The 23,487-nt window shown below is 41.9% G+C and carries 20 protein-coding genes, 1 pseudogene and 1 riboswitch; of the genes and pseudogenes, 15 read left to right on the forward strand and 6 right to left on the reverse strand.

Annotated features, from left to right (window positions below; genetic code table 11):
• Window positions 1–831 precede the first annotated feature (831 nt).
• The 4 genes from V7L29_RS06620 (at window position 832) to V7L29_RS06635 (ending at window position 4,404) form a co-directional block, all read left to right on the forward strand.
• Window positions 832–1,434, forward strand: a complete 603-nt coding sequence (locus V7L29_RS06620) for a superoxide dismutase (RefSeq protein WP_334693660.1) — start codon at window positions 832–834, stop codon at window positions 1,432–1,434.
• A gap of 377 nt (window positions 1,435–1,811) precedes the next feature.
• Window positions 1,812–2,018 carry a hypothetical protein gene (locus V7L29_RS06625; RefSeq protein WP_334693659.1) on the forward strand — a complete coding sequence of 69 codons (207 nt, stop codon included), beginning with the start codon at window positions 1,812–1,814 and terminating at the stop codon, window positions 2,016–2,018.
• A 108-nt stretch (window positions 2,019–2,126) separates the two neighbouring features.
• Window positions 2,127–3,263: an AIR synthase related protein gene (locus V7L29_RS06630; protein ID WP_334734926.1), complete on the forward strand. Its 1,137-nt coding sequence runs from the start codon at window positions 2,127–2,129 to the stop codon at window positions 3,261–3,263.
• 454 nt (window positions 3,264–3,717) lie between these two features.
• Window positions 3,718–4,404, forward strand: a complete 687-nt coding sequence (locus tag V7L29_RS06635) for a PHP domain-containing protein (protein WP_334734927.1) — start codon at window positions 3,718–3,720, stop codon at window positions 4,402–4,404.
• Window positions 4,405–4,493: 89 nt separating this feature from the next.
• On the opposite strand, the gene V7L29_RS06640 is transcribed toward V7L29_RS06635, so the two are convergent.
• The 5 genes from V7L29_RS06640 to V7L29_RS06660 form a co-directional block, all read right to left on the reverse strand.
• A complete protein-coding gene (locus tag V7L29_RS06640) occupies window positions 4,494–5,198 on the reverse strand; it encodes a precorrin-2 C(20)-methyltransferase (protein ID WP_334734928.1) in 705 nt (234 codons plus the stop codon).
• A gap of 2 nt (window positions 5,199–5,200) precedes the next feature.
• Window positions 5,201–5,827, reverse strand: coding sequence for a precorrin-8X methylmutase (locus tag V7L29_RS06645; protein ID WP_334734929.1), 627 nt, complete (start codon window positions 5,825–5,827; stop codon window positions 5,201–5,203).
• A gap of 294 nt (window positions 5,828–6,121) precedes the next feature.
• Window positions 6,122–7,741 carry a precorrin-3B synthase gene (gene cobG / locus V7L29_RS06650; RefSeq protein WP_334734930.1) on the reverse strand — a complete coding sequence of 540 codons (1,620 nt, stop codon included), beginning with the start codon at window positions 7,739–7,741 and terminating at the stop codon, window positions 6,122–6,124.
• Window positions 7,716–7,847: riboswitch (cobalamin riboswitch) on the reverse strand. Its footprint overlaps the gene before it by 26 nt.
• Window positions 7,848–8,167: 320 nt before the next feature.
• Window positions 8,168–8,584, reverse strand: coding sequence for a hypothetical protein (locus V7L29_RS06655; protein ID WP_334692110.1), 417 nt, complete (start codon window positions 8,582–8,584; stop codon window positions 8,168–8,170).
• A gap of 249 nt (window positions 8,585–8,833) precedes the next feature.
• Window positions 8,834–9,685, reverse strand: a complete 852-nt coding sequence (locus tag V7L29_RS06660) for an FAD-binding domain-containing protein (protein WP_334734931.1) — start codon at window positions 9,683–9,685, stop codon at window positions 8,834–8,836.
• 230 nt (window positions 9,686–9,915) lie between these two features.
• On the opposite strand from V7L29_RS06660, the gene V7L29_RS06665 reads away from it, so the two are divergent.
• The 11 genes and pseudogenes from V7L29_RS06665 (at window position 9,916) to V7L29_RS06715 (ending at window position 21,821) form a co-directional block, all read left to right on the forward strand.
• Window positions 9,916–9,993, forward strand: coding sequence for a WD40 repeat domain-containing protein (locus V7L29_RS06665; protein WP_334734950.1), 78 nt, complete (start codon window positions 9,916–9,918; stop codon window positions 9,991–9,993).
• Window positions 9,994–10,179: 186 nt separating this feature from the next.
• On the forward strand, window positions 10,180–10,659 hold the full coding sequence (gene bcp, locus V7L29_RS06670; protein WP_334734932.1) for a thioredoxin-dependent thiol peroxidase: 480 nt from the start codon (window positions 10,180–10,182) through the stop codon (window positions 10,657–10,659).
• 93 nt (window positions 10,660–10,752) lie between these two features.
• The gene (locus V7L29_RS06675; RefSeq protein WP_334734933.1) at window positions 10,753–11,331 is read left to right on the forward strand and encodes a hypothetical protein; all 579 of its coding nucleotides are present in this window, start codon (window positions 10,753–10,755) and stop codon (window positions 11,329–11,331) included.
• A gap of 106 nt (window positions 11,332–11,437) precedes the next feature.
• Entirely contained in the window at window positions 11,438–11,929 is a 492-nt protein-coding gene (locus V7L29_RS06680) for a restriction endonuclease subunit R (protein ID WP_442944145.1), read from the forward strand.
• A gap of 416 nt (window positions 11,930–12,345) precedes the next feature.
• Window positions 12,346–13,563: a cysteine desulfurase family protein gene (locus V7L29_RS06685; RefSeq protein WP_334734934.1), complete on the forward strand. Its 1,218-nt coding sequence runs from the start codon at window positions 12,346–12,348 to the stop codon at window positions 13,561–13,563.
• 745 nt (window positions 13,564–14,308) lie between these two features.
• A complete protein-coding gene (locus V7L29_RS06690; protein WP_334734951.1) occupies window positions 14,309–17,617 on the forward strand; it encodes a PAS domain S-box protein in 3,309 nt (1,102 codons plus the stop codon).
• Between the two features lie 262 nt (window positions 17,618–17,879).
• Window positions 17,880–18,137, forward strand: coding sequence for a hypothetical protein (locus V7L29_RS06695; RefSeq protein ID WP_334734935.1), 258 nt, complete (start codon window positions 17,880–17,882; stop codon window positions 18,135–18,137).
• A gap of 14 nt (window positions 18,138–18,151) precedes the next feature.
• Window positions 18,152–18,874, forward strand: a complete 723-nt coding sequence (locus V7L29_RS06700; RefSeq protein ID WP_334734936.1) for a cyclase family protein — start codon at window positions 18,152–18,154, stop codon at window positions 18,872–18,874.
• A gap of 102 nt (window positions 18,875–18,976) precedes the next feature.
• Window positions 18,977–19,183 (forward strand): annotated as a pseudogene (locus V7L29_RS06705) (AAA family ATPase); the annotation flags it as partial.
• 613 nt (window positions 19,184–19,796) lie between these two features.
• Window positions 19,797–21,068: a hypothetical protein gene (locus V7L29_RS06710; protein WP_334734952.1), complete on the forward strand. Its 1,272-nt coding sequence runs from the start codon at window positions 19,797–19,799 to the stop codon at window positions 21,066–21,068.
• A 39-nt stretch (window positions 21,069–21,107) separates the two neighbouring features.
• Complete coding sequence (locus V7L29_RS06715) at window positions 21,108–21,821, forward strand: hypothetical protein (RefSeq protein WP_334734937.1); 714 nt, start codon at window positions 21,108–21,110, stop codon at window positions 21,819–21,821.
• Between the two features lie 245 nt (window positions 21,822–22,066).
• Here V7L29_RS06715 and V7L29_RS06720 read toward each other — a convergent pair whose 3' ends face one another.
• The gene (locus V7L29_RS06720) at window positions 22,067–23,305 is read right to left on the reverse strand and encodes a M20 metallopeptidase family protein (RefSeq protein WP_334692101.1); all 1,239 of its coding nucleotides are present in this window, start codon (window positions 23,303–23,305) and stop codon (window positions 22,067–22,069) included.
• Window positions 23,306–23,487: the final 182 nt, after the last annotated feature.

Raw genomic sequence — 23,487 nt, forward strand, 5'->3', positions numbered from 1 at the left:
AAATTAGAAAACGTACCTCGGATGCTACAACTTCGCTCTGCTTATCTCAATGGTCAACTTACTACCTGATATTTTTGCAAAAGTGAGATGCTCCCAGTCACTTTAGTTTTCATACTCTTGGCGAATTTTGGCGATTTTCTCAAAACTGGAGTTTAAACTAGTTTCCGGTGCAAAACGCAAAATAGAACAAATGCACTATCACGGTATTGACATAGCGAAGTCGAAACTTAGCAGTCATTCCCAAAAAAACTGTTGTTTGTTCTCAACTATCTCAGCTTAATGAAAGTCAACTTTAAACCAAAAAGAGTTTCGCACCGAGAACTAGTCTAAACTCCAGTTAAATAAAATTTAGCCAATTAAATAATAACTTCTTTTAAAATTAATTCATCCAGCCTTAGACTGATTATTTAAATAGCAATTAATCTTACTAAAGGTAGAAGTTTAAAAGCTTTAATTGCTGCTTTTGATTACTTAATACCAATTGTCATAGCACTCCTGAATTATTTCTGAACTAAGAAGTCTGCCACTTACTAAGAGAATTCCAAAATATAAGCTTTGCGATTGATGTGTTTCAAATCAGATTGTAATATATGTCTTTAGATATAAACTATTAGCCATTTTTATTTATAGTAATTGTATACGAGCGATTTAACTTATTTTACTTATTAGAGAAAGACTTTGTTTTTCGTTTCATTTTGGTAGTAGAATGACGATGCTAAGTTTTATGTTCCAGAATGAAAGACATAAAACTCTCAAAAACAAAAGCTGCTAATTTTCTAAGCTTCTGCAATAGCTTTCAACTGGAAACCGATAAAGAGAGGATTTCACACAATGGCATTTGTACAAGAACCACTACCCTTTGACAAGAATGCTCTAGAGCCTTATGGCATGAAAGCTGAGACTTTCGAGTATCACTATGGCAAGCATCACAAAGCTTATGTAGACAACCTCAACAAGCTCACTGAAGGTACTGAACTTGCTGATAAGTCTCTGGAAGAAGTGATCAAAATTTCCTTTAAAGACTCCTCTAAGGCGGGAATCTTTAACAACGCTGCTCAAGTTTGGAACCACACCTTCTTCTGGAATTCTTTGAAACCCGCAGGTGGCGGCGCACCCACTGGTGAAGTTGCAGCCAAGATTGATAAGGACTTCGGTAGCTTCGACAAATTCAAGGAAGAATTTTCTAATGCAGCTACAACTCAATTCGGCAGTGGATGGTCTTGGTTGATTGATGATGGTGGTACGCTGAAGGTGATTAAAACACCAAATGCAGAAAATCCCCTAGCTCATGGACAGAAGGCACTCCTAACCTTGGATGTTTGGGAACATGCTTATTACATTGACTACAGAAATGCACGTCCGGCGTTCATCAAGAACTTCCTAGAACAGTTGGTGAACTGGGATTTTGTTGCTGAAAATTTGGCTAAAGCTTAATAAATGGCCAATTTTGAACTGGCTGTGATGCCTTTTGGCAAGCTGCTTTGCGTCTGCGTGGCTTGTGGCAGATGTGTAAAGTAGAAACAAGCAGTTAATTTACCAATCTTGTCAGCAGTCACGACTAGTAGTCTGTTAAGTTTAGATTGATGGGTAAACAACTTCGGAGTAAGGACTTTAGTCCTTATTTTCTAAGCACTAAAGTCCTTATTACAAACCCTGAAAACTAGCTTGACAAAGTACTAGTATTGTGGCTGCTTTTGGTTGCTCGTTAGCGGGATGGGAGAGCAGGGGAAGGGGAAGCAGAAAATTTATCCTTTATCTCCAGTCCCTAATCCCCATTGTCATGAGTGAGATTAAAATCAAAATATAAACATATGGATAGTAAAGAACTAGCGCAATATATCGAAGTAACTAATAGCATCACTAAACCTTGGCTATTGGTACAACTACGCCTCAAGAAATTGCAAGAGCGTCGAGCCACTCTTACAAATGATGTCTACACCAAAGAATTAGAAGATATTTACCAAGACTTGATGAATTTGGGGGAATGGTGGCGTGGTATTGAAGATGAGGTATTTTAAAGTGAGGAGTTATGAGTAGAGACGCGATTAATCACGTCTGTACAGGAGTTATGAGTTTTCCTAACTCTTAACTTCTCACTTCTCACTTTTAACTTAAAACCCAACCTGATGGCTCAAGCTCTCGATCAAGTCGATTACAATACTCTCGATGCCGCAAAACGACGCTTCATCGATGCCGCAAAACGCACACTTGGCTTTGCAAGCGCTTATGGCATCGTGCCTGCGTCTGGTCTGGGAGCAAGCGCTAACGCTTTCAGCTTCAACCTCGCTCCGTTTCTGGAGACGGGGGCTAGAGAACTTTCTATGACACTTGTCCCCGAAGGACTGGGCACCGCAGACGATACGCGGCCTGACGACCTCAGTGAAGAAGAGCTTCGACGATTCTGGTGGAACATTGGTATCAAGATCATCTCGTGTCTTACGAATGATGCCGCAACCTCAGGTATGCAGACTATACTTCTCGGTTTATATCTGCCGTCAAGTACTCCTGAAACGATTTTTACTCCCGCCTTCCTTGATGGGTTTCTGGATGGAGTAGTTGAGGGGTGCAAACGAGTCGGGTGTGTGTACCTCTCCGGGGAAACTCCTCAACTAAAAACTAAGATGATTCCAGGCCGGCTTGACATCGGCGGCTCGGTTTTTGGGGTTATGCCGCCTGGTGTTGCTCCCATTGATAGCTCGCGTCTGGATGCCGGAAATACCATTGTTCTCGTCGAGAGTTCGGGGCCCCATGAGAACGGCTTTACCCCAATGCGAAAGCTCGCCGAGTCTCTCCCTGATGGCTACAGAACAAAACTTCCAAGTGGGCAGGAGTTCTGGGAAGCGATGAATACCGCGTCATATCTCTACACGCCGCTTGTGCAGGCGGTACTTGGCGAGGGAATTCGTCCCACCACGATGGAGAACATCACTGGTCATGGATGGCAGAAGCTGATGCGATCGGTGAAGCCGCTCCGGTACGTCATCGAAACGATGCTCCCAGTGCCGGAGATATTTACGTTTGTCGAAGGTCATCTTGAAGGCGGGGCAGCGACGATGCTTTCCGTGTTTAATTACGGAGCAGGATTTGCATTCTATACAGAGTCACAGCAGGATGCAGAGAAAATTGTTATCCTCGCAAGAGAACATAAGCTTACGGCTGTGATTGCCGGAAGGGTTGAAGCGTCCCTCACCCGCGAGGTAGTGGTAGAACCCCTTGGAGTCACCTTGAAGGGAGATTCTTTTGGAATTGCGCGAGGAGTATAGTGATTCACAAGCGATCGCCAGTTTTCTTCGAGCTATTGTAGATAATTATCTATTTTCAATCACAGAATATTTTTACTTATGAGTAGATAAAAGCTGTAATTACTGAGGTAATTGATAATTTTTACACACAAAATAGAGTAGTATTTACGGCTGATTAGAGATAATTACTTGACTAAACCTTTAGTCTCTAAGTCATTTACCACAGATGCTATAGGCGTATTTATGAAATTTTGGATGCATTATTTATTACTACTTGAATATAAAGTCGTATAAAACACATATAAATACTGAGGTTAAGATTTGCTAACGTAGTCTTAACATATTGAAAAATTTGCTGAAAAAGCTGAGAAAGTAGCCGTCAACACTAATTTTTAGTGCTGGGTCTGGGTCTTTCTCATCTGTAGGTGTGGGGTTTTAGTGTGTTAAAAGTATATATTTTTATTCAGAGGGAGTTATGGCTGTAAATTTGGCCCAGACTACTGCTTCGGCAGAACTTTTGAAGCAAGTATTCCAGAATATTGATGCACATAGCTGTCCGAGGTTATTCAACTTTCATATGCACACTCTCTACTCGGATGGGAGGTTGCAGCCGAGTAGATTGATGGAGCAGGCGATCGCTATTGGGCTAAAAGGGTTAGCGATTACCGACCATCATGGTATTATCGGCTATCAAGCTGCCCTTGCTTGGTTAGAAGACTGGAAGTGGAATAATCCTGGTGCAAGCACTCCTTACGTGTGGAGTGGCGTGGAAATCAATGCCAACCTTTTGGATATAGAAGTTCATATTTTAGCTTACGCTTTTGCACCAGAACACCCTAGTATCAAACCCTATCTGCAAAGAAGGGCGACTACAGGCCAAGAATATCAGGCAAATAACGTGATTGCTGCTATTCATGAAGCTGGGGGATTGGCAGTTCTGGCTCATCCAGCTCGTTACAAGCGATCGCATTTCGACTTAATTCCAGCTGCCGCCCAAAAGGGTATCGATGGTGTGGAAACTTTCTACGCCTACAATAACCCTAACCCCTGGCAACCCAGCATATTGGAATCAGCACAAGTGCAAAAGTTGGCTGATGAATACTTTCTTTTCAATACCTGTGGTACTGATACGCACGGTTTGAACTTGCTACAACGCTTGTAAAGATGAATCGAATCAATTTTTTTCAACTCTCCTGGTTTAATCTGCCAGGAGGTTATTCTATTAGTCAAGGCTGACTATTGATCAAAGGACTATAGTCGATTCTTAGTGGGAATCACAATCATCGAGAAATAGGGTACTTCGGCTGGATCAACTTCATCTATGGGTAAAATGCGTTGCTGTGACATTGATGCCCGCTCAATATATCTTGCCCGTGATGCTAGCCCTAATTTATGCAAAATATCCCGCACTTTGGTAAAGTGACGACCCAGCTTCATAATTGCGGCGGCGTCGGTCATCAGCAGATGTGTAGTCAGTTCTTCTGCTGGCAGTGGGGCGGGTAGGACGGTGAGAATATCGGTGTAGTAGGTGAAAGGTACACCCAAGGCTACCGGACAAGCCATCAGTGAGGAAACTCCAGGGACAACTTCTGTTTGGTATTGGTCAGATAACCGCGTGAACAGGTACATGAACGAGCCATAGAAAAATGGATCACCTTCGCACAGCACCACGACATCTCGACCATCTGCTAAATGGTCGGCGATTGGTTGAATTTCTTGATCATAAATAGACTTTGCCTTTTCTGGCTCCAAAGCGCGAGGGAGGTGAAATAGCACCTCGATTTGATTGCCAGGAAGATACTGCGCCACGATCGCTCTAGCAATACTCTCTTTACCTTTTGCTGATTGATAGGCAACCACGGGAGCCGCACGTAATAGCCGCAGCGCTTTCAGGGTCAATAGTTCTGGATCGCCTGGGCCGACACCAATTCCATAGAGACGACCTTTGGTTTTCATATTTATTCTTTCTCCGTTGCCAAGGCGTTAACTGCTGCTGCCGCGATCGCACTTCCACCGCGCCGACCATGTAAGGTCAAAAATGGTACATTTCTGCTGTCTGCTGCCAGTGCGGCTTTCGATTCCGCTGCACCAACAAACCCCACTGGAAAGCCTAAGATAATAGCAGGTTTGTGAGCTACTTCATCGAGCATTTCTAACAGTCGGAACAGTGCTGTGGGCGCATTGCCAATTGCGATTACTGCGCCCTCTAGGTGCGATCGCCATAATTCTAAAGCTGCCGCCGACCTTGTAGTACCCATACGCTGGGCAATTTTTGGCACTTCTGGATTATTGAGAGTACAGATAACTTGATTATTTGCAGACAACCGCCGCCTGGTGACGCCTTCGGCAACCATCCGGCAATCGCACAGAATTGGCGCTCCTGCTGCTAGTGCTGCCCTTGCGGATTGTACTGCTGTTGATGAATATCCTAAGTCAGTGACAATATCCGTCATCCCACAGGCATGAATGAGACGCACAGCAACTTTTGCTACATCTGATGGCAGCACATCTAGGTTTGCTTCTGACCGGATGATTGCAAAGGAATTACGGTAAATTTCGTTGGCATCTCGGATGTAGTCGGGCATTCAATTTGGGATTTTAGATTTGGGATTGACCGATGAAAATCGAAAGGCTAAGATTCCTGACTTCTCTAAAAAGTCGGGAATTTTATTGTTCACGAATGATTTAGGCTGGACTTAGGCAAAATCATCAAAAAACGTAGACGCAAAGCGGCTTGCCGCAGGCTACCGCAAAGGACGCGTAGACACATACTCCTACGGAGAAGCAAGCTACGCGGAGCGTCTCCTAGAGAAGTGGCTGACCGCAGGGTAGGACACATAGATGCAGCAGCGGCTTTCCGCAGGGTAGGAACAAAAGTTTCAGAGAGTTCTAGTGTAAGTTCTATTAGGAATATTATTAAATAACTGCTGTAATTGGGCGATCGCATATCGATTAGCAAATTTCCCAAAGGACTCATCAGAATTTAAGCGTTGAATTTTATATACATATAGCATCCGCTCTATTAATGCAGGTAGTTCAGCAAAAGTCACATATTGATATATTTCACGTCCGAATTTCTGCTTGCTGTCACCAACATAAACGTGATAGCCCTCCACAGTTCCATTGTCAGCCTGAATGCTGACACCGAGCAGAGTAATATCACTCTTGCTATGCTGGGCGCAAGATTTTTCGCAGCCGCTGAAGTGGATATTAACTGGACAATCCAGAGTGACGCGAGTTTCAAGATACTTTGCGAATGCCAAGGCATGATCCTTGGTGTCCGTGGCAGAAGCGGCGCAACCCTTTTTGCCAGAACAGGCAACTAATGCACCCTTGATGTTGGTTGCTGAAGAATCTAATCCTAAGAAAGCAATTTCTCGCTGGACATCGCCAACCCATTGCTGAGGAATATCTGTGAGGAGCAAGTTTTGCCAGGGGGTTAGCCTGAGAGTGCCACTACCGTATTTTGTTGCTAAATCTGCCAAACCCCGCATCTGTCTACTCTCCAATCGCCCAAGGGGCAAGACGACACCAATGTAAAATAAGCCTTGCTGACGTTGGGGGTGGATGCCAATGTGCTGATATTTAGCATCTGACCGCTCCCCCAACCTCTCTTTTGCAAGGAGAGGGGAGAATTCCTTCCCCTTTCTTATTAGGGAAGGGGGTTGAGGGGTTAGGTCTTCTCTTATTTGATTGCACAAAACAGAAAAAGGTAGACGCTGCTCAACTTCCTGGAGATAGTTTTCACAACCCAAAGTATTCAATAACTCTAAAAGACGTAACCGACGCTTACTCGTAGTATTGCTATGAACTAGATAGACCTCTGCCAAAGCTGCCAAGACGGGCAAACATTGCTTTGGTGGTAACAAAATTCCCATATCGCTAGGCGGTTGACCCTTTGCGCCTACACTGAGATAAAGGCGAAAGTAAACATTATCGTCAACTAAGACAGCGACAAACGCGATATCATTCAAGCGATCGCCCACCCGAATTATCCCACCACCATCAAAGCAAACGCTAAATTTTGCCGACAGTCCCGAAAGCGCCGGATGTGCAGCAATATAATCATCCCAACCTTGGATAAAAGGGCGAGTGTCGATTAATTCCTGCGGGTCGATACCAGCAGTTGGACTGGTCATAATATTGCGGATGTGGTCTACAACAGGATTGCGAGAACCTAATCCCATATCCTGTAGGTACTTCAGAACCTCAGCATTTATCCCCGTGCGGATTTCACGGACTTGCAGGTTAGCTCGATTAGTCACATCCACATAGCCGCCACCGTGCTGTTCTGCTATATCTGCGATCGCACGGCACTGCTGACTACTAATAATTCCACCCGGTATTCTAATCCGAGATAATATACCATCTGCGGCGGGTGTAGGATAAAACAAGCCAGGACAAGTGGCAAATCCAGAAAGCAAACTTGGAACTCCTTCCCCGTGCAACGCAGGGAGTAGACGGTGAGTGTATCCTGAGAACATCTTGAGAGTTGGCATTCTGACTTGGGTGATCCCATCACAGCTGCGGCACAGTCCCGGAATTTAACCGGAGTTTCCCAACTCCAAGCTTTAATAATTTAGCACAATCAGGTAGTCATAAAATTTAATACTTCATATTTTGAATTAACCTATCCACGCCCAAAGACGTGAGTTCGACAGCTCATGTAGTAACTGCCTAATTAACTTAATAAAAAACCTCTTCCTGGTTTTACTACGCAAAACCCTCCCTCCTCCGAATCGGAGAGGGATAGACTTGAACGATAGTTCAAGGCAGGGAGAGGTTTGTCGAACTCACACTGACATAGTTAGCCGTAGTTCATCAAGCTATTCAGAGCAAGAAATCTAAGAACCTAAATTATTTAGAACACAATCTTATGACTAGTACAAGAAGCGATCGCCAGACATTACAATTTTACAATTGGGCTATTCAAAAACATAATTTTGAGCCACTTTCCAATAGCGCGAGAACCGCTTCAGGTCAATATAGCCGTCATAGTCAAAAAATGGTTCTACCTCTAAGACTTCCACTGCAATAGAACCCTCCATTTGATTGCAGATATCATCAAACCGGGGACTGGGACTGTCGGCTGTGACGACTAAATTCGCATCATGTTCTTGAGCAAAAGCTAAAATTTCTTGTGCCACATCACCACGACGGATAATAACGGGTAACTCTAGCAAGCATTCGTAGATGAAAGCAAGGCGTTTGAGACTCAGTTGCCATTCTTTTATCAAAGCCTCGTCCCAAACCCAGATAGCTGGGGTATCGGAGTATTTTTGCAGTACAGGGTTGTATGGACTGAGGCAATCTCCATGTACCCAAACAATTGGTTTACTCATTAGATTTTGGTTTTGTTTCCTGTTAAAAGGCAAAAAATCTTAATACAGCATTTCATTAATTCGTAGCGAATTAAATTTAGCAATAGCAATGCCAATGCGTCCCTTTACAATGCCAATGCATCCCTCTGCAATGCCAATGTGTCCCTCTACAATGCCAATGCATCCCTCTACAATGCCAATGTATCCCTCTACAATGCCAATGCATCCCTCTACATTTAAAAACGCTAGGATTTTATGTAAAACTTGTACTTAGCGCCGCTTCTTCCCACGCTGCCAACTTTGGCTATTGGCTTGTTTACTAAATTCCCCTTTGGGAAAAAGTCGCTGTTCTAATTCTTCATAACTACCTTCAAAATCACAATGACCGTAAAGCGGACATTTCTGGCAATAAACGCTTTTGGTGTAGCGTTCTAAGTTTTCACGGTTGAAAAAATACGGTTTATGACTAAAGGTGCTGGCAACCCACTGCCATGACATATTATTGCTAGCAGGATCTCCATCTAAAAGGTGTTCGAGAAACCACTTGGCTCCTGCTTGCCAACGAATACGCCGCCAATGGACAATGTAAGCCGCTAGCCACATCCGGGCGTGGTTATGTAGATAGCCAGTTTCTTTCAAGTCACGGCTAAAGCTGTCGATGCAAACTCTGCCTGTGATTCCTTGTCTGATATCTTGCGGCAATTCCGGTGTATATTCACCCACAGTGTAACCAGTTTTGTACTCTTCCTGGTCTTTCCAGATTCCATCCCCTAACTTTATATACAATCGTTGCCAGTAGTCGCGCCAGCCTAACTCGTTAATTAGTTTCGTAGCATCGTTTTGGTGCTGTACTTGTTCAAGGACATAATCTCGAATTTCTCGCAAACTCAAAACTCCATAGCGGATGTAAGGCGAAAGTCGTGTGACCGCACCTGTGAAAAAATTACGTGTTTGCGCGTAGCCTACTGGGTCGATTTTTTGCAGCGCTTCTTGTGCTGCTTTGCGTCCTCCCAGAGTTTCGCTGATGTGGTCATCGCGTTCTGCTGCATCTGGGAATTGTTCGCGGAGGTAGGCTACCAACTCGTCGCGGTTGGTAAATTCGCGTTGCATATCTTTAGTCATGTGAACTTTGAAGGGTGAGAATAGATAAACAAAAATACCTGTAGGTTAAATCCTTATTATAAAGAAGAAAATTTTACCCTTACTGGGCATTTAGGTGCTGTCAATTCTGTGGCAATAAGTCCAGATGGGCAGACTTTGGTATTGGTAGTAGTGACGAAAAGATTAAACTTTGGAATTTAAGCACTGGTGAAGAAATTTATACTCTCACTGGGCATTCAGATGCTGTTTCTTTGGTATTTAGCCCAGACGGACAAACCCTAGTTAGCGGTAGTCGGGACTCTACAATGAAAGTGTGGCGAATACAATAGCTTCAAATTTAGAACACAGCCCTATTTACACCAATCTGAACATTGCCGAGAAATTCATCACAAGAGTAAATCAGATTACTCGCTCAATCTAGGTAAAATTCTAAAGCGATCGCTACTGATGAATGAGATGCGATCGCTCAACATATGTACAATTCTAAAGCGATTGCAATCTCTCACACCCCCATCATGAGCAACATTCCCAAAGCCGGACAACCAGCCGCAGATTTCTCCACTCCTGACCAAAATGGTAATTCAGTCACTCTCGACGACCTCAGCACTCAGTGGGTTGTCCTCTACTTCTACCCCAAAGATGACACACCCGGTTGTACCACCGAAGCGAAAGATTTCACCGAGTTGTATCAAGACTTCAGCGAACTGGGAGCAAAAATCTTGGGCGTGAGTCCAGATTTGGGTAAGTCCCATTGTAAATTTATCAGCAAACATAACTTATCAATCACCCTTTTGAGTGACCCAGAACATCTTTTGACAGAAGCCTACGGCGCTTGGCGTTTAAAAAAGTTTATGGGCAAAGAATATATGGGTGTTGTTCGCTCAACCTTCCTAATTTCACCTAATAAAATTATTGCCTATGCTTGGCCTAATGTGAAAGCAAAAGGTCATGCCCAGGCAGTTTTAACCAAATTACAGGAATTAGCAGCTATATGAAAAAATAGTTGCCCCTGCGTATTTTATTGCTATAACCTTGCGCTCAACCATTTGAATCTATAAAATTGAGTCAACGTCGTCTAGAATGTTCGTATGGATTCTAATTCAAGATTAGAGTATCTCTATAAAGAGTATGTTCGATTAAATGAGAAAGCTGAAGAATATATCAAGAGTGCCTTTGAAGATTTGAAGTTAATGGGAGTAATCGGTGCAACTATAGCTCTTTGGAAACCAATTGTAGATGTAATCGTTTTAGCAAATCCAAAGATTGATCGGAGTGGAATTCTATTTCTGGGTTTTCTAAGTTTATTATTAATTGTTGCAATCATTGGATTTTGGAACCTAATTAAGCAATCTTTCATTATTTTTTTTGCAGATAATCTTCAGGGCTATGAGGAAGAAATTAGAAAAGAGCTAAAGGAAGTAGATGATTCCAGAGTTTTTAATTTTAATCTTGAAAAAGAAACCAAACTAATTGAAAGCTATCGAACTACTTTTGCTGCTTTTTTAATATTTTTTGCAATTGCAACTACTTTCATTCCATTCATAATCTTGCTTTCTACCAATATTTATTATGCAATTATCTACATATTATTATCATTAATAATATTTGCACTTTACTTTCAAGTACTCAAGAAATCAACTAAGAAGTATTTTTCTTTAAAAAAGTAAGTTGATAATTAATACAAAAATGTTACTCGGTTCGTGAAACTAATCTGGAAACTGTCAATGTTATCATTGAAATAAGAAATTAGACTTCTCGCCAGTTGAAGCCAATATGGTTCAATTCATCCAAGCACAAAATATCGGGCTTGCTTATCTGAAAGAAAGATTTGGTCTACAGCTAGCCGAAGATGAGGTATTTTTTACAGAATGGTTTGATAATTTACCGGAAATTACAGATTTAGAAAAGCAATATTTAGACAGAGTAAAACTTCATTTTCTCCGTTTAGTAAAGCGCCCTCCTCTGTCAGAAGAAACGGTGAAATTAGTAGTTTTATCTCTTTTACTCAATTTAGCTGGATTTTATGATAAGCCTTTTTATCTGAGAGGTGAGCAATCAATAGAAATTTCTGCGGAGGATGAAGGAGAAGTTATTAGAGGTAAAATTGACATTTTAGTTATTCAAGAACAATTCTGGTTATTAGTAATTGAATCTAAAAGGTCTAGCTTTTCTATTTTAGAAGCCGTACCCCAAGCACTTGTTTATATGCTGGACAATCCTAGTGAAGACAAACCTACTTTTGGATTGGTAACGAATGCAGGGTAAGCGCATCTCAAACCCTATTGACACGGTAGTTTTGGGGTTCACCCAAAGCACAAATAAGTTCAAAATTACTACACTGAGGCAAGGGGTGGGATTGACATTTTCGTCTTTATATGGTCAAAAAACATAAAAAGCTATTGGAACCATGTTTTTTCAATCATTTACAAAAATTCGTCCTATTTTGAATGAAAAATTGATATTTAGATAGAGCTTTAAGCTTTTTATCTGTATCAAGAGCTACAAAATTAGATGCGCTTACCCTGGTAACGAATGGTAGTCATTTCATTTTTGTAAAACTGACTAAACAAAATATACCAAAGTATGCCTTGTCTGATGAATTTACACTTTTGAAACGAAAAAGTGAACTGTATCAGGTTCTAAGTGTATTAAAAAAATTGAGTCAAATTTTGAGTTAATTTATGTCTACTCGCCCTATCTATCTTGATTGCCATGCTACCACCCCCGTAGATGAACGGGTACTAGCAGCAATGCTCCCATACTTCACAGAACACTTTGGCAACCCATCGAGTATTAGTCATGTTTACGGCTGGGAAGCGGAAGCTGCTGTCAAACAAACGCGAGAGATATTAGCGGCAGCAATCAACGCCACACCAGAAGAAATTGTTTTTACAAGTGGTGCAACAGAAGCGAATAATTTAGCTATTAAAGGTGTTGCCGAAGCTTATTTTAAAAAAGGTCAGCATATTATTACTGTTGCCACTGAACATAGTGCAGTTATTGATCCTTGTAATTATTTAAAAACTCTCGGTTTTGAAATTACTATTCTCCCTGTCCAAAAAGATGGATTGATTGATTTAACTGAGTTAAAAAAAGCTTTCCGTCCGGAGACGATTTTGGTATCGGTGATGGCTGCAAATAACGAAATTGGCGTGTTGCAGCCTTTGGCAGAAATTGGGGAAATGTGCCGCGATGGGCTACGCCCCGCCGGAGGCGATCGCCAAGTCCTATTTCACACCGACGCCGCCCAAGCTATTGGTAAAATTCCCTTGGATGTGCAAGCGATGAAAATTGACTTGATGTCACTAACCGCACACAAAGTATATGGGCCAAAGGGCATTGGGGCGCTCTACGTCCGCAGGCGCAACCCCAGAGTGCAACTGGCTCCTCAGCAGCATGGCGGAGGACATGAGCGGGGGATGCGTTCTGGTACATTGTATACACCGCAAATTGTCGGTTTTGGGAAAGCTGTAGAAATCGCTTTGGCAGAACAAGCAACAGAAACCCAACGCCTCACCCAGTTAAGGCAAAGCTTGTGGGAACAGCTTTCCCAAGTTGAAGGAATTCATCTTAACGGACACCCTCAAGAGCGATTGGCGGGAAACTTGAATATCAGTGTTGAAGGAGTGGATGGAGCCGCACTTTTGCTAGGATTGCAGTCAGTAATGGCCGTATCTTCTGGTTCGGCTTGCTCCTCGGCAACTACTGCACCCTCCCATGTTCTCACAGCACTAGGACATCCCCAAGAGCTAGCTTATGCCTCAGTGCGGTTTGGTATTGGACGGTTTAATACCCAAGAGGAAATTGATCGAGTGGCGAAACATGCGATCGCTACCATTCAAAGTTTACGTAATACCAATTCAAAAAATATTTGCAACAGATATAGTAATCCTACTTGAATCTTGCTCAGTATACTGACAAGGAAAGCTTTGTATGTCAAGCTTCTAGGCAGCTTAGTTGTTCAAAAATCAAATAGGAGTTCTATATATTGATTCTGAATTCTGGCTTTTAAATTCTTTTTTAATTCTTCATAACCGAAACGATAAAACTGAAATTATTTAACCTAAGTTCGACGGCTGATGTAGTAAACGCCTAATTAGCGTAAATATTGAAACTTCTAAGAAGGTTTTACTATGCAAAACCTTCCTTCTCCGACTGGAAGAGGAACAGACTTGAACTTTAGAACTTTAGTTTAAGTCAGGGAGAGGTTCATCGAACTCACGTTTATTTAGGATTGGGAATTTATTATAAAAACGTAAACACCTCACAGAGAATCATATATTTTCGGTGAAACTAAATTAGCTTTTTAAGCAATCAATTACATAGCTTGGATGAATTATAGGTGATTTTAACAAAAAAACAAAGTCAAACAAGTTACCTGATACATGATCAGTTTAAATTTTCCCATAAAGCTTGAAGTTATCATTAAGATTAACTTCAGAATTTTTTCAAACTTTTTACACTAAGCGAGAAGTTTTTGCACCTATTAAAATAAATAAAGTATTAAGATAAATAGCAGGTTGCCATTAAAATTATATTCATGTATTAACAAATCATATTTTAAAACTATTACCTTAATAATTTAGGCAGAGCAGGCAGGCAGAAGTGTTTTCTAAAAAGGTGCAGAGTTACATTAACCAAATCATGGTCGAAAAGGAAAAAATACAACAAGATGAAAAAGTATTTTGCCAGCAGGCGGATACTGCTCCTCTGATGATTTGGATGGCTGGATGCAATGGACTTTACTGTTACTTCAATTCAAATTGGCTGAAATTTACTGGAAGATGTATGACAACAGGCGGGTTTGCATCTGCGCGAGAAGAGGAGATAGGCAATATCTGGACTTGTAGCGTGCATCCAGAAGATAGAGAGCGATGTGAAGATATATACCTGAGAGCATTTGCGGCGCATGATTCGTTTCAGAGGCAATATCGCCTGCGTCGGGCTGATGGCGAATATCGCTGGATTTTAGATATAGCCGCGCCACGATTCGCAGCAGATAGTAGCTTTGTCGGTTACATCGGTTATTGTGTGGATATAACAGAAGTGTCCATAGTAGAAAGCCAACCTATGCTGACAGAAAACTCCTCGGCGTCTACAAATTCTTCTCACTACCTAAGTGAAGTTACAGAAGAAAAACAGACAGCAGAATTAACAACAGCACTAGAAGCCGAAACTGCAAAACGCCAAGCAGTTGAAGCACAGTTACGCCAAAAAACATCAGAATTTGCAGCGATTTTGCAACTGCTTCCTGATTTATATTTTCGTCTTGATGCTGATGGAACTATCCTGGATTACATGCCAGGAAAGATAGAGAATTCCTATATTTCAACAGGAGATTGTCAGGGCAAGAGTTTGCGAGAATGCCTACCGACTGTTATAGGCGATCGCTTTCACCAAGCAATAACTCAAGTACTTAAAACTCAATATGAAGTTAGTTTTGAATATACCTTACCGCTACTTGAAGGGAAGAATAATTTTGAAGCTAGATTATTACCATTACCAGACCAGCAAATCATAGTTCTTGTCCGCGACACTAGCGACAATATCCAAGCAGCATTAATAGAAAGCGATGCTAAGTTTCGTAGCATTGTTGAAAACGCCCATGACATTATTTTTGCACTGACTCTTGAAGGGGTATTGTCCTACGTTTCTCCTAATTTGACCGATATTTTAGGGTATGAACTTGCAGAGGTTGAAGGTAAATCTTTAATTTCCTTCATACATCCTGACGATGTGCTTATTTGTGAAGATTATTTCCAAAGAATTTTGACAACAGGCGAAAAACAAGACGCAATTGAATATCGAGTAAAACATAAAAATGGCAGTTGGCCATGGCATACAAGCAACTCATCTGCGATTAGAGACGCCAATGGTAATGTTTTAAACTTTGTTGGTATTTGCTATGACACAACTGACCGCAAACAAGCAGAGGAAGCTCTAGCAGAACGAGCGCGTTTAGCGAATTTTCGTGCTGATGTTGATGCGGCTCTTACTCAGAGTTACACCTTAGAGAACATGATGCACCGTTGCACCGATGCTTTAGTCGAACATGTTGATGCAGCCTTTTCTCGCATCTGGATACTGAACAAACAAGACAACGTATTGGAGTTGCAAGTCAGTTCTGGGATGTACACCCACATTAATGGGCCCCATCAACGTGTGCCAGTCGGTCAATTCAAAATTGGTTTGATTGCTGAAGAGGGCAAACCCCACCGAACCAACTCTGTGCAGACAGATCCGCGCGTGGGTAACAAAGAATGGGCACAGCGAGAGGGTATGGTCGCCTTTGCGGGCTATCCCTTGATTGTTGAAGATGAAACTGTAGGGGTGATAGCCATGTTTGCCCGCCAAGCGATAACAGAATCAACTTTCATAGCACTGGAATTTGCCGCTCAGGAGATTGCTATTGGGATTAAGCGCAAACAAGCAGAAGTTGCACTCAGAGAAAGTGCCCAGCGAGAAGCACTCCTCAATCGTCTTTCTAGCCAAATTCGAGCTTCCTTAGATCTCAATTACATTGTGGAAACCGCAGTGCAGGAGATTCGCAACTTATTCCAGATTGATCGCTGCGCCTTTTTTTGGTATCGGCAAGACGCTGATGTACCTTATTGGGAGAGAGTATATCAGGCAAAAAGTCCCTCTTTACCTGGTCTGCTTAACGACCAAGCAACTAATGCAGAAATCGAATTAATCGCAGCCAAAACCCTAAATAGAGAAATCATCCGCATTGATGATGTTGAGACTGTGGGTGATTCCATAGCACAGCAGTTTTTGCAGGATTTTGGTTTCACTGCCTTTATGTCGCTGCCCGTACACACCCAATCTGGCGAAATTGGCACATTTAGTTGTGGTTCTTGTAGTGGTTTCCGCCCTTGGCTAGACAACGAAGTAGAATTATTACAAGCAGTTACAGTTCAACTAGCGATCGCTATTGACCAAGCCAAACTTTACACCCAAAGTCGTATGGCTGCCCAAACTGCCCAAGACAAAGCCCAGCAACTAGAAGCGGCATTGCTAGAACTTCAACAAACCCAAGCGCAACTGATTCAAACTGAAAAAATGTCCAGTTTGGGACAGTTGGTTGCAGGTATTGCCCACGAAATCAATAATCCCGTCAATTTTATCTACGGCAATATTAGCCACGCCCGTGAATATACCAAGGAATTACTGTACTTGGTAGAACTTTATCAACAGAACTACTGCCCATCAACACCAGAGATTGATCAACAAATCTACGCCATTGATTTAGACTTTATCAGGTACGATTTACCCAAAATCCTGGATTCTATGAACATGGGAGCCGAACGCATTCGGCAGATTGTCCTATCTTTACGCAATTTTTCTCGCCTTGATGAAGACGGCACAAAGCCAGTAGATATTCATGAAGGTATTAATAGTACCTTGCTGCTGTTGCAAAATCGCCTGAAAGCCAAACCAGGACATCTTGAAATTCAAGTAATCCGAGACTACGGCAATCTACCACCAGTAGTGTGTCAGGCTGGACAGATGAATCAGGTGTTTATGAATCTGTTGACAAATGCGATCGATGCAATTGAAGAGTCATTAGTCATTAGTCATTTGTCATTAGTAAACAATACTGAACAAAGGATAAATGACCAACACAGAAGTCTGAGCGCCGACTTTTGGCGATCAGAACCTCAAAGACAAATGACTTCTCCCCAGATTTGTATTCGCACCCTCATCCAAAAAGACCATGTAATCATTAGCATTGCCGACAATGGCCTAGGCATGACTGAGGAAGTACGCAAACGCATATTTGACCCCTTTTTCACTACAAAACCTGTGGGTAAAGGCACTGGTATGGGGTTATCAATTAGTTACCAAATTATTGTCAACAAACACTGTGGGCAAATTCAGTGTATTTCAGCACCAAGAGAAGGTGCCGAGTTTATCATCGTGATTCCACTACAGAAGCAACCCTCAACGTAGATATCACACAACCTTAACCTAATGTTAATTAAAAATTAACCTATTGGTTGTTAACTAAGATTAATTCACTTTTTGCTGCAACATTTAAACCCCCCAGCAACCTGAGTTTACAGGAATTGGGGGGATTATTTCTCCTAGTATAGGAAATTAAGAATAGGAATGTTGCAGTCAAATCGATTGAAAAACGTTGTAATGGTAGTACTATCTTTGCATAGGTGTAGCCTAACCCAGTGAAAAGTCGAACCAGTGCGTTCCTGTCGTCTTGCGTCGGAATCTTCTGGCATGGAGTGGCGGTTCTTGCCAATCTATTAGCGACGCAGCGAAAAGTCGAGTCAGTGCGCCCTTGCGGTTTACCGACTTGTTCGCTCTTAGCGTTCCCGCTATGAAAGCAACTGGCGTTGGAGCGGCGTTAACCGCCATTGGCACAGCCTCTTCTCTACGAGAGGCTGTGCCAACGACTGTGCGTAGCGTCACTTTTCAGGGCAGGCAGCGCACCTTTGAAAAAACTGAGTACAAATAAGATAGAAGGCTGGGATGATACAACCCCAAAGTCAAAATAGTATCACCTATACACGCGTTATCCACCTAAGTCATGTAATTGACATAGATATTCCTCAATGGTCTGGCGATCCCACAGTAGAATTTGAAACTGTGGCTGAACTAAATAATGATGGCTATTACCTCCGGCGTTTCTCCTTAGGTGAACATAGCGCTACCCATATCAACGCCCCTAACAGTTTTCATAGTTCTGCCGTGGGAATTGACCAATACTCTGCCCAGTCCCTGGTTGTACCTGCGGTGGTCATAGATATTCGCCAAGCCACAGCGGTTAATCCTGATTATGCTCTGACTATTGCTGATGTTCTGGCTTGGGAAGAACAATACGGTGAAATTTTTGCTGGTTACGTAGTTATACTGAATACTGGATGGCAAGAAAAGTGGTTGGATAAAAGTGCATTCCTAAATCATGATTCTCAAGGAATTGCACACTTTCCTGGTTTTGGCAGCGATGCGACTCAATTTTTACTGAATGAACGGCAAATCGCTGGGGTAGGAATTGATACTCATGGTGTAGATCCTGGACAGGATAACAGTTTTGCTATTAACCGCTTAGTTTTAGAACAACCGCGAATTGTGTTGGAAAATCTCACCAATTTGGATCAACTGCCACCTAAAGGTACTACTCTAGCGATCGCAGTTCTAAGGTTGCGTGGTGGTTCTGGTTCTCCCGTGGGTGTCTTGGGGTTAGTGCCTTGAAATTAGGAATAAATTGATTTTTCTCCATCAATGTTTTGGCTATGCTCAACAATCATAAATTGAGGAGCCACTGCGTTGCCAATGCCCAAGAGTTGTAGCAAGTGGCGTGACCGCTTCACTGCTAATCAAAAAATTCAGCTTTCAGAGCAACAGCAGCAAGGAGTCGAGATGGCTGCTTACTCCAGGGTAATGGTTCTTACAAGTGGCCCTGGCATTGGAAAAACTTTCACTACCGACACCATAGTCAGTTTGTGGAAAGCGATGGGTAAATCTATTGCTTTAGCTGCACCCAGCGGACGCGCTGCTCAGGTTCATCGGTGGAAAGAGCGATCGCTATTTTAAGTTTGAAACTTATATAGGACTTACGCATCATACATATGTACTATACCAAACTTGGGCTTTTAAGCCATGTCTAACACCCAAAACAGTAAATATGCGATCAACATCAGAGTCGCACTCAGCACCGGAAATGTACATTTTGTGTGATGCATATTATGGTCGATTTGTACAGTGCGTAAGTTCTATTATATTGTCACAATCAGCGATTCTCTTTAGTCTTATCTATAAATGTTTCACAGCTTCCATGACCTGAACTCAAGCGGCGTAGTTTACCACCGCAGGCATCGCTTCCATGACACTGTATCAAGGACGAACACCTGACCCATCCCAACACTGTTCAAGCTTTAAAAGTTAAAAGTTGTAGTCCTTATTTTGCATAGCTTAGAGCTTTTCTTAGTGCCATTCAAATCTGACCCCTGGCTGTAAGAGGTTAGAAAAGTTTACAGAACTTAATATCCTGCACTTTGTTGATCCACTAGCTTAATTGGCTATATCTACGTAATATTACTATTGGCAATTAATATATTTTACAAATAGACTGCAATTGTATTTCCGTAAATACTTTTATAAAAGGAATATTTTGATAGATAAAATACAAAAAATTATCAATGGTAGTGATGCTTCTGAAGTTATTAGTGTTAACTATGCTTACTGGAACTTAGGGACAATATTGATAACTTTTCTTCCACTGTTGATAGCTATTTCCATCGAATCGGCAGTTGCTGCGGATAGTGTTTTTTTTGAAAATCAAGAGGCTCAATTGAGACTATCTGGACTTAATTCACAACCAGGTATTAACTTCCAGCAAAGATTGCTGGCATCTAAAAAAAATAAGACTGCTGCTGAATTCGAGACTGTGAGTATTAGTCATAGTTTGACTGCTAACGTGAAGCATGAAACATTTAGCAATTCTTTTTTTGCAGACAACGTTTGGCTGGAATCTCAAAAGCTGTTAGCAAACAATGATAATTTGAAAAAGCAAATAACTGCTTCTGCAATTAGTAATACTGACTTGCATTTAAAAAAGCAGACTAATGTATTGCAGCATAAACAATCCCAAATTCTTGTACAAACAGACTCTTCAGATACAGTAGGGGATACTTTTGGCGAGACTAATAAATTACGCCAAGAACTTTTAATTGCTCCCATTGTAAGGTTAGGCACACCGACAAAAGCTGCCCCTGGTTCAACTGCTGGTACTCCTTCTGCTTATGGTGCAAGTTTTGGTCAAGCCTATATTGGCGGCGGTTTACTTTTCCCTCTAGATGAGGATAAAGATAGGGTAGATGGTTCTTTGTCTGTTGGTTTTGGTTTAGGGAATGCGGCTAAATCTGTAGGATTGGAAGTTAATGTCAATATTACTAGTGTAGGGGGTGGTGACAGTTTTGATTTTGGCGATAGTGGTGGTGTAGGTTTTAAACTACACAAATATTTGGGTGATGGTACAGCCGTAGCTATTGGTTGGTCAAATCCTATTAAATGGGGAGATGTTAGCAAAGCTAAAGATACTGTCTATGGAGTAGTTACTAAGTCATTTCTAGTGCAACCAGATAACCCAAATAATAAATTACCTTTGACTGTTTCGGTAGGTCTTGGGAGTGGTGCTTTTCGTTCTAAAGGTGCAATAGTAGCAGATGAAAATGCTGTTAATCTTTTTGCTGGTTTAGGTTTGAGAGTGATACCTGAAGTATCCTTAGTAAGTAGCTGGACAGGAAATCGTCTTAATATGGGTGCATCTTTTGCTCCATTCAAAAAGATGCCTATAGTTATCAATACTATTTTCACAGATGTTACTAGTAATTTTGATACTGGCTTAGGTTTTGCATTGAGTGCAGGGTATAGCTTTCAGTTTTAACTGCTGAGTTATCTGTGAATTTAATCAACAATAAAAACAATGAATAAACAACCATTCTTTCTCACTTTTGCTCTAGCATTCACTCTTTTCACTTATCTAGTAGGTGCGCCTACTAGAGTCAATGCTGGTAGTGCTAACATCACAGGAGCTAGTGAAGATTCTTCTTCGTCATCTGGGGATAGTTTTAACCCAGGATCCTTAGAGCCATCTGTTCAACTTGCACCTGGGGTTGAAGTTAGTGGTAATGGTAGCATTAGCGTAGCAACAGAAGTTCAGAATAGTTTGAATCAAACTCTCATTAATATACTCAGTCAAAATCCTGATCAAAATAGCCCGGCTGCCATCATTATAGGTATTTTACAGGGTGGGGTGAATGCAGAAGGAGCAGCTAATCAGCTACAGGTTTCTATAGTTAACTTAGGAGTATCATCACCATCAGTAGTATCACTGGTAAAAGCTTTATTGGCTCTAGTCGGAAATAAATCAGCATCTGTATTAGGCGTTCCTGTAGGACAATTACAACCAGTGCAGCTAGTTGCCAGTACTAAAGAATTAATCGCAGATTTAGTGATAGCCCAGAAGGGAGAAACACCAAATCTGAATGTCCAAAAGCTGAATGATGCTATTACTGCTTACAACAATATTGTGAAAGAAAGTAGTCCTGAAGTACTGCAAAAACTTGCAAAAGATCCACAATTTTTAGAAGTTGGTAAGCTGCTTAAGCTATTAAGGGCTGCCCTGAATAAAAGTTAAAAATTAGATGTGATGAGACTAAATTTATTATTAGTACAATTTACAATCCTCTGGCTAAAGCAGGAGGATTATTGTTGAAAAATATGCAGATTAACTATCAAATTAATAACGTTTTATTTGCTCGTGCGCGCCTGGGAGAGAGTCCTGTTTGGGACTCAACCCATAAATTGCAGTATTGGGTTGATATCTATAACTATCAGGTAAATCAATAACGCTATCGGTGACGCAAGGAGAGAATTTGCAGTTTAAGTTGAAATCAAGTAGTTTTCTACACATCTAACAAACATTTCCACACCCATTCCCAAGGCGGTTTCGTCAAAATCAAATCGGGGATGATGATGGGGATATGCTAAGTCTTTCGCGGGATTAGCAGAACCTAAGAAGAAATAGCAACCAGGAACCTCTTGTAAGAAGAATGACATATCTTCAGCAGCCATAGTTTGGCATTCTGGCACAATACCCATCGGGGTTTCTACCACTTCTTCTGCTACAGCTTGCACCAATTCCGCCATTTTAATATCATTAATGACTGGTGGATAAAGTGACCAGTATTCTAAGTCATAACTCGCACCATGACTTTGACAAATTCCAGCAATAATCTGCTCGATACGCTGGTTGAAAAAGCCTTTCAAACTAGGATTAAAATACCTGACAGTGGCACTCATTCTCGCTGTATCAGCAATCACATTACGCTTGGTTCCAGCATGAAGTTCGCCCACTGTCACCACTGCTGAATCAATCGGATTAACATTCCGAGCGACAATGGTTTGCAAGGCATTCACAATTTGAGCCGCAACTACAACAGAGTCAACAGTTTGATGGGGTAGTGCGCCGTGTCCACCTTTGCCCAAAATTGTGCAGTTAAAGCACTCCACAGCTGCCATCAACGCCCCAGCCCGCACACCCACTGTTCCCAAGGGCAAATTATTCCACAAGTGCAAACCAATAATCGCGTTAACATCCGGATTTTTCAGAACTCCAGCTTCAATCATCGGCTTTGCGCCTCCTGGTGATTCTTCTGCTGGTTGGAAGATAATTTTCACAGTACTGGAGAAGTCTTGGCGATGCTGTTGGAGATAGTAAGCTGTACCTAAAGCGATCGCTGTATGTCCATCATGTCCACAAGCGTGCATCACTCCATCATGCTGGGATTTGTAGGGCACTTCGTTGAGTTCTTGGATTGGCAAAGCATCCATATCTGCCCGAATTGCCAAAACTTTTGGATTTTGGATTGTTTCTGAATCTTGTCCTTTGCCTTTGATGGTGGCAACAATGCCAGTGTGAGCAATGCCAGTTTGATGCTCAATTCCCCATTCTTGTAGCTTTTGTGATACAAACTCAGCGGTCAGTTTTTCTTGAAAACCCAACTCTGGTTGTTGATGCAATCGCCGCCGCCACTCTACTAATTGCGGTTGCAATGAGCGGATCGCCAGTCGGATGCGAGATAGATCAACAGAAGAGGGATTGGGAAAGGTAGAAACCATTATGAAGACAAACTAGTTTAAGTACAGCTAACTTAGTTTATTTTCCTAGTTTATCGTAGGAAATGCGGACTAGGGACTAGGGAAGAATCAGAATCTTCTTAATAGACATCTCCAGAAATTAAATATGCGTTATCCAGAAACCTTGTAGAGACGCGAAATTTCGCGTCTCTACTTTTTCGGAA

Source organism: Nostoc sp. (assembly GCF_036916575.1).
Classification (GTDB): Bacteria; Cyanobacteriota; Cyanobacteriia; order Cyanobacteriales; family Nostocaceae; genus Nostoc.

What these genes read in the sequence shown, in the direction of transcription:
- V7L29_RS06620 (WP_334693660.1), top strand. Translation starts at nt 832, where the DNA reads ATGGCATTTGTACAAGAACCACTACCCTTTGACAAGAATGCTCTAGAG.
- V7L29_RS06625 (WP_334693659.1), top strand. Translation starts at nt 1,812, where the DNA reads ATGGATAGTAAAGAACTAGCGCAATATATCGAAGTAACTAATAGCATC.
- V7L29_RS06630 (WP_334734926.1), top strand. Translation starts at nt 2,127, where the DNA reads ATGGCTCAAGCTCTCGATCAAGTCGATTACAATACTCTCGATGCCGCA.
- V7L29_RS06635 (WP_334734927.1), top strand. Translation starts at nt 3,718, where the DNA reads ATGGCTGTAAATTTGGCCCAGACTACTGCTTCGGCAGAACTTTTGAAG.
- V7L29_RS06640 (WP_334734928.1), bottom strand. Translation starts at nt 5,198, where the DNA reads ATGAAAACCAAAGGTCGTCTCTATGGAATTGGTGTCGGCCCAGGCGAT.
- V7L29_RS06645 (WP_334734929.1), bottom strand. Translation starts at nt 5,827, where the DNA reads ATGCCCGACTACATCCGAGATGCCAACGAAATTTACCGTAATTCCTTT.
- cobG (WP_334734930.1), bottom strand. Translation starts at nt 7,741, where the DNA reads ATGCCAACTCTCAAGATGTTCTCAGGATACACTCACCGTCTACTCCCT.
- V7L29_RS06655 (WP_334692110.1), bottom strand. Translation starts at nt 8,584, where the DNA reads ATGAGTAAACCAATTGTTTGGGTACATGGAGATTGCCTCAGTCCATAC.
- V7L29_RS06660 (WP_334734931.1), bottom strand. Translation starts at nt 9,685, where the DNA reads ATGACTAAAGATATGCAACGCGAATTTACCAACCGCGACGAGTTGGTA.
- bcp (WP_334734932.1), top strand. Translation starts at nt 10,180, where the DNA reads ATGAGCAACATTCCCAAAGCCGGACAACCAGCCGCAGATTTCTCCACT.
- V7L29_RS06675 (WP_334734933.1), top strand. Translation starts at nt 10,753, where the DNA reads ATGGATTCTAATTCAAGATTAGAGTATCTCTATAAAGAGTATGTTCGA.
- V7L29_RS06680 (WP_442944145.1), top strand. Translation starts at nt 11,438, where the DNA reads ATGGTTCAATTCATCCAAGCACAAAATATCGGGCTTGCTTATCTGAAA.
- V7L29_RS06685 (WP_334734934.1), top strand. Translation starts at nt 12,346, where the DNA reads ATGTCTACTCGCCCTATCTATCTTGATTGCCATGCTACCACCCCCGTA.
- V7L29_RS06690 (WP_334734951.1), top strand. Translation starts at nt 14,309, where the DNA reads ATGGTCGAAAAGGAAAAAATACAACAAGATGAAAAAGTATTTTGCCAG.
- V7L29_RS06700 (WP_334734936.1), top strand. Translation starts at nt 18,152, where the DNA reads ATGATACAACCCCAAAGTCAAAATAGTATCACCTATACACGCGTTATC.
- V7L29_RS06715 (WP_334734937.1), top strand. Translation starts at nt 21,108, where the DNA reads ATGAATAAACAACCATTCTTTCTCACTTTTGCTCTAGCATTCACTCTT.
- V7L29_RS06720 (WP_334692101.1), bottom strand. Translation starts at nt 23,305, where the DNA reads ATGGTTTCTACCTTTCCCAATCCCTCTTCTGTTGATCTATCTCGCATC.